Annotated in this window: 5 protein-coding genes; 3 read left to right on the forward strand and 2 right to left on the reverse strand. The window is 63.4% G+C overall.

All coding sequences use genetic code 11. The annotated features are described in order from the left end of the window. Positions 1–494, reverse strand: a 494-nt coding sequence (locus J5F18_RS03615) for a 3'-5' exonuclease (protein WP_346300970.1), incomplete at its 3' end; no start/stop codon positions are given. Between the two features lie 384 nt (positions 495–878). Beyond that, complete coding sequence (locus J5F18_RS03620; protein ID WP_346300971.1) at positions 879–1,250, reverse strand: histone-like nucleoid-structuring protein, MvaT/MvaU family; 372 nt, start codon at positions 1,248–1,250, stop codon at positions 879–881. Positions 1,251–1,485: 235 nt separating this feature from the next. Here J5F18_RS03620 and J5F18_RS03625 point away from each other — a divergent pair, with 235 nt between their 5' ends. The 3 genes from J5F18_RS03625 to J5F18_RS03635 are packed head-to-tail and all read left to right on the forward strand — an operon-like array spanning position 1,486 to position 4,371. After that, complete coding sequence (locus J5F18_RS03625; RefSeq protein ID WP_346300972.1) at positions 1,486–1,920, forward strand: TIGR03757 family integrating conjugative element protein; 435 nt, start codon at positions 1,486–1,488, stop codon at positions 1,918–1,920. Beyond that, entirely contained in the window at positions 1,917–2,867 is a 951-nt protein-coding gene (locus J5F18_RS03630; protein WP_346300973.1) for a TIGR03756 family integrating conjugative element protein, read from the forward strand. The genes J5F18_RS03625 and J5F18_RS03630 overlap by 4 nt, the downstream gene beginning before the upstream one ends. Before the next feature lie 13 nt (positions 2,868–2,880). Next, the gene (locus tag J5F18_RS03635; RefSeq protein WP_346300974.1) at positions 2,881–4,371 is read left to right on the forward strand and encodes an integrating conjugative element protein; all 1,491 of its coding nucleotides are present in this window, start codon (positions 2,881–2,883) and stop codon (positions 4,369–4,371) included. Positions 4,372–4,516 lie beyond the last annotated feature (145 nt).

Raw genomic sequence — 4,516 nt, forward strand, 5'->3', positions numbered from 1 at the left:
TCATGTAGTGCCTGATGGTCTGCTTGTAATTTGGGTTGGAGTCGAGTAGCCATTTGACTGGAGCGGGTGTTTGCCCACCTTGATCCAGTTGCTCCCATGTAGAGCGCCTTAATGTCTAGGGCGGTAAAGCCAAAGGGATTCGTCTGAAGATAGCGGTGGAAGTAATAGTTGACGAAGGACCAGTCAAATGGCGCATTAAGCCCGACGAATACGGGCAGGTTTTCCGTACCAACGACTTTCCAGACCCAGCTCTGGAACCGTGTCATCGCGACTTCAGGAGGTAGCCCCTCATCTTCGAGTGCCTCCAGAGAAAGTCCCGTTACTGCTAGTGCTTCGGGATCTGCATTGGTCGATATTGGCTTCAGCTTACAAGAGAACACCTGGTCAGGTTCGTCTACATTGCACGCTCCAATTGTGAGCATGCTGTACTCGCCAGGAATCGGGCCTGAGGTCTCGACGTCAATTGAAATATATACTTCGTGTTTCTTGCTCATAGGGGCCGAGGTGCTCCGGTTATGGAAGGGAAGAACTTGTTTGTGGTTTTTCGGCTCTCGCTTGGCAGCCTTCGTCATGCACTCAAGTGCTTGATCGGTCCTGAATCGTGGTAAGAGCATCATCTTGTTACCATAGACAGCTTAATGTAAAGCGTCCGCTCTTGGCCGAGGCTGTGTGAAAACGTTTGAAGCGCCTCGAATAGGTTAAAAATCAATCAAAACTGGTGATCTATCGCAAGTTCTGAGAAGGTTGAATGGCAAAAACACTCCAGATTTCGCGTACAAACGCCTTCTTCAGGAAAGCCCAGGAGTTTTCACACAGCCTCGGCCGAAAGAAGCCCTGCCTGCCATGTTTTCGGCAGGCAGGGTGAAGTAAATTAGTCCTCAGTCCTCAGTCCTCACCAACCAACCCTCTACGGTCTCAGCGCCGTACTCATCCTTCCACGCCTTCAGCGTCTTCTGGTTGCCGCCTCGGGTCTCGACGACTTCGCCGGTGTTCGGGTTCTTGTAGATCTTCAGCTTGCGCTTGGCGCGGCCGGTGGTCGTGGTGCTGGCGGCCTTGGCGGTAGTCGGCTTCGGGTCCAGCAGCTTGATGACGTCGGCGGCTGACTTGTCGAACTCGCGCATCAGGCTCTCGAGCTTGTCCTTGAATTCCAGTTCGGACTTGAGACGGTCGTCGTTCTTCAGCTTGTCGAGCTCTTCCTGGAGCTGCTTGAGCTGCTGTTCCTTCTGCATGTAGGTGTTGAGAATGGACATGCGTCTCCTCGCATTGGTTGAGTGTTGGGGGAGAGTATGGTGGCAGTTCTTATTTGAATCAATGCTCTTGTCAGTTAAACGAAGATGATTTTGGTCATCGGCGTGACTATGGCGACTGTGCAGCCATTGAAGGCTGCTCCAAAAAACATCACGAACCGGATTAACATTTCCTGATGCGGCTCGCAGTGGAGTCCGCAATGCTGTGCCAGATCCTTGTTCTACTGGAGTGGCAAGCATGGAGAGACACCACCCACCCCGCTGGCTGGCCGTTATCGGGCTATCTGCCTGCCTGGCAGGCCCTGCACTCGCTGAACCAACCATCGAAGTCTTTACCACTGCCGGGGAGCCGGCCGTCAATGTGCCGTCGGGCGTGGCGGTTATCGAACTCGATGCTCCCGGGCGCCTGGATGCCGAGTTGTCGCAAGATCTTCCTGCGGATCCCGACGTTGCGGCGGCCATGATGCGCGAGCGCATGGCGACGCCTGAGTGGCACGAGACGGCCGACCGCTATGCCGATAGCTATCTCGGGCTAGCCAGGGCCTGGCAGCTGGGTGTGGAGAAGGTTCCCGCTGTGGTGATCGATGGCCGCCATGTGATCTACGGACAGCCGGATGTGGTCGAGGCGCTGAGAGAAGCCGAGCGGTTAATGGGACAGGAGGGCCGCCGATGAGGCCCTTCAAGACGGCAGGGGCGGTGCTGGGCGGCGCGCTGCTGAGCCTGGGTGTGGTGGAGAAGCCGGCCCAGGCGCTGACGACGCCGCAGATCGTCGCCTCGTCGCTCTCCACCCAGTGCCTGGACTACCAGGTCATCGGTATCTGTGTCTGGCTCAACTGCTCCTGGTCGGGCTGCTCGATCCGTACTTCGGTCCAGGTGCGCCACTATATCCCCGAGCTGGTGGTCTCCAGCTACGAGAACACCGGCGATAACCCCTGGTGGGAGGTAGCGACGCTGTCGCCGCCTCTGGGAGAGGCGCTGGCCGGTGGGCAGAGCACGTCCGATGCCAACCGGGCTCGGCACGAGCATCTGCGCTTCAAGAACGTGGACGCCATCGGCCACCCAGCCGGCGGTGCCTTCAGCAGCTTCGCCAGCGCCTTCGGTATGACCTGCGCTGGGGCAGCGACGCCCTTCCAGCCCTACCACCTCTCGACCCTGGATGCCCTGGCGTGGCGCAGCGGGATTCCCGAGTCGCTTTACCCCGAGGCTCTGACACCCGGCATGCGTGAACTGGGGCAGCCCGGCGACCTGTGGGGCAACCTCTACCCGCGCAGCGGCTTCCTGACCCAGGTGCACGACTACAAGACCGCGGCGACCACCGCCCAGCGCTCCGCCGATATCGTCACCCGCACGGGGCAGCCTCATGTCTACACGCCGCTGGTGGCCTCCCGCCGCGACGGCTACTGGCCGCCTGGGTCGGTCAAGGAGGGCGATGCCTCCACCCATCGCTGGCAGCGCCTGACGCCCAACATGAGCAACGCCTGCCGGGTGTGGCCGGACCGCGGCGTCACCGACACCTACTCCGACCGCCTGGACGCGAGCGGAGACTACGCCTGGTCGCTGTGGCGCCCCTATCGCTGCTGCCAGCGCCGCGGCCAGACCCTGCTCTATGCCGTTCCCTGAAGGAGAGAAGCCGATGAAAGGATCTCGCACGCGACGCTTCACCCTTACGCCGCTGGTCGGCGCCCTGATGGTGGGGCTGCTGTCTACCCATGCTGCCCAGACTCAGGCGCAATCCGCCGACGCCCTCTACTACCAGATCGGCGGCGCCTCGCCCTTCAGCGTCTCCGCTGGGCGGGGCTACAACCCCAACAGCCGGGGTATCGGCATCAGTTGGAACATGAATGCCACCTGCGGCAACTTCGATATCGGCGCCACGGTCTCCAATCAGCTCAACGGCGTCACCGACGGTTTCCAGAACCTGATGGGGACGGTGGTTCAGAACGCCCAGAGTGCCGTGGCCTCGCTGCCTGCCATGGTCATCCAGCGGGCCAACCCGGGGCTCTATGACCTGCTGAGCAACGGCGTGCTGCAGGGGCGGGTGGACTTCGACCGCGCCTCCATGTCCTGCCGCCAGATGTCCGAGCGCATGGCCGACATGGTCACCGGGCAGGGGTGGCAGCAGATGGCCGCGGCCGAGAGTTGGCAGAGTGCGGCCCAGTCCAACGCCGACGTGGTCGCGGCGCAGGAGCAGGTCGACCAGTCGGGCGGCAATCAGGGCGTGACTTGGGTGGGAGGCCAGCGCCGCGGTGGCCAGGATCAGGCGCCGATTCGCGTGGTGCAGGACACCGCCCGTGCCGGCTACAACCTGCTGCACGGCCGTGACGACACCACCAGCACCGCCCCCATTGCCGGAGGCGGTGGCGGCTGGGGATCGGTGGCCACCAACGAGGGCACCTGGATCGGCGGCGGTGGGCTGGCCGGCGCTTCCGGTGGGAACGGCGCCGGCGGCTCAGGGTCAGGCAGTGGGGCAGGGAGCTGCCTGGGCGGTATGTGCACGGTCTGGCAGAGCCCCGAGGAGGCCGCCGAGTGGACTCAGACGGTGATCGGCGAACAGTCGATTCGCACCTGCGACGGCTGCGAGCGCAGCGAGACCCAGGCCGGCAGAGGCCTGGTGCGCGAGCTGGAGCGTGAGCAGCAGGAGGTCTACGGGCTGCTGCAGGGGCTGGTCGACGGCAGCGAGCCGCTGACCCCGGAGAACCTGCGCCAGGTCTCCGCCGGCGACGGCCTGACTGTCTCCCGCGGGGTGATCGAGTCGCTGCGCAGCGACCCCGAGGCCTCGCTGCTGATCCATCGCCTGAGCGGTGAGATGGCCTTGGCCAGAACCCTGACCAAGGCGCTGTGGGCGCGCCGGCTGCTGCTGGCCGGCAGCAGTGACCCGGGCATCGCCGACAACGAGCAGGGCATGTCGGCGCTGGATCGCAAGCTGGTGGCCCTGGATCGGGATATCGAGTCGCTGCGCTCCGAGATGGAGATCCGCCAGGCGCTGGGCAACAGCGCCGCCGGCATCGCCCTGGAGCGGGCCGCCCGGCGCAGCCAGGGCGCCTCTCAGGGCGAGACCTTCCGGCCGGATGCGGCCCTGGACGGCCGCGGCCGCCCAGCCGGTGAGGAGGGCGGTGACGAATGACGCCACGCGCTTTCTCCTGGATAAATCCGGCCCGCTGGCCGTCGCTGCTGGTCGCCATGGCCGTGCTGGTCGTCATGTTCCTGTTGAGCGGCGCCATTCTCGCCGTCAGCGTGCGGCTGCTGGGTGGGCTCGAGGCCCACCATAG

The sequence above is a fragment of the Halomonas sp. BM-2019 genome, from assembly GCF_017584085.1.